The following is a 1123-nucleotide window of genomic DNA, read 5'->3' on the forward strand; positions in this document are numbered from 1 at the left end:
GGGCGAAGCTCAGAACTCAAGCGCCAGTAAACGGCGGTGGTAACTATAACCATCCTAAGGTAGCGAAATTCCTTGTCGGGTAAGTTCCGACCTGCACGAATGGCGTAACGACTTCTCAGCTGTCTCAACCACAGGCTCGGCGAAATTGCACTACGAGTAAAGATGCTCGTTACGCGCGGCAGGACGGAAAGACCCCGGGACCTTCACTATAGCTTGATATTGGTGTTCGGTTCGGTTTGTGTAGGATAGGTGGGAGACTGTGAAGCGGGCACGCCAGTGTTCGTGGAGTCGTCGTTGAAATACCACTCTGGTCGAATTGGATGTCTAACCTCGGTCCGTGATCCGGATCAGGGACAGTGTCAGGTGGGTAGTTTAACTGGGGCGGTTGCCTCCCAAAATGTAACGGAGGCGCCCAAAGGTTCCCTCAGCCTGGTTGGCAATCAGGTGTCGAGTGCAAGTGCACAAGGGAGCTTGACTGTGAGACCGACGGGTCGAGCAGGAGCGAAAGCTGGGACTAGTGACCCGGCACCGGCATGTGGAAGCGGTGTCGCTCAACGGATAAAAGGTACCCCGGGGATAACAGGCTGATCTTCCCCAAGAGTCCATATCGACGGGATGGTTTGGCACCTCGATGTCGGCTCGTCGCATCCTGGGGCTGGAGTAGGTCCCAAGGGTTGGGCTGTTCGCCCATTAAAGCGGTACGCGAGCTGGGTTTAGAACGTCGTGAGACAGTTCGGTCCCTATCCGCCGTGCGCGTAAGAGACTTGAGAAGAGCTGTCCCTAGTACGAGAGGACCGGGACGGACGAACCTCTGGTGTGCCAGTTGTTCCGCCAGGAGCACTGCTGGTTGGCTACGTTCGGCAGGGATAACCGCTGAAAGCATCTAAGCGGGAAGCTCGCTTCAAGATGAGGTCTCTCACCCCTTGTGGGTTAAGGCCCCCGCCCAGACCAGCGGGTTGATAGGCCGGAGGTGGAAGCACAGCAATGTGTGGAGCTGACCGGTACTAATAGGCCGAGGACTTGACCAACAAACAACCTTTTACGTAATGCATGTCTTGCTCGCGTCCACTGTGCGGTTCTGAAAGCACGAACACACCCGTGTGTTCACACCGCCCCCACCCCC

At 56.7% G+C, this 1123-nt stretch carries 1 rRNA gene; it reads left to right on the plus strand.

The annotated features are described in order from the left end of the window. A 23S ribosomal RNA gene (locus BLS67_RS23125) occupies positions 1-1028 on the plus strand; the annotation flags it as partial. Positions 1029-1123 lie beyond the last annotated feature (95 nt).

This window comes from Klenkia soli, assembly GCF_900103975.1.
Classification (GTDB): Bacteria; Actinomycetota; Actinomycetes; order Mycobacteriales; family Geodermatophilaceae; genus Klenkia; species Klenkia soli.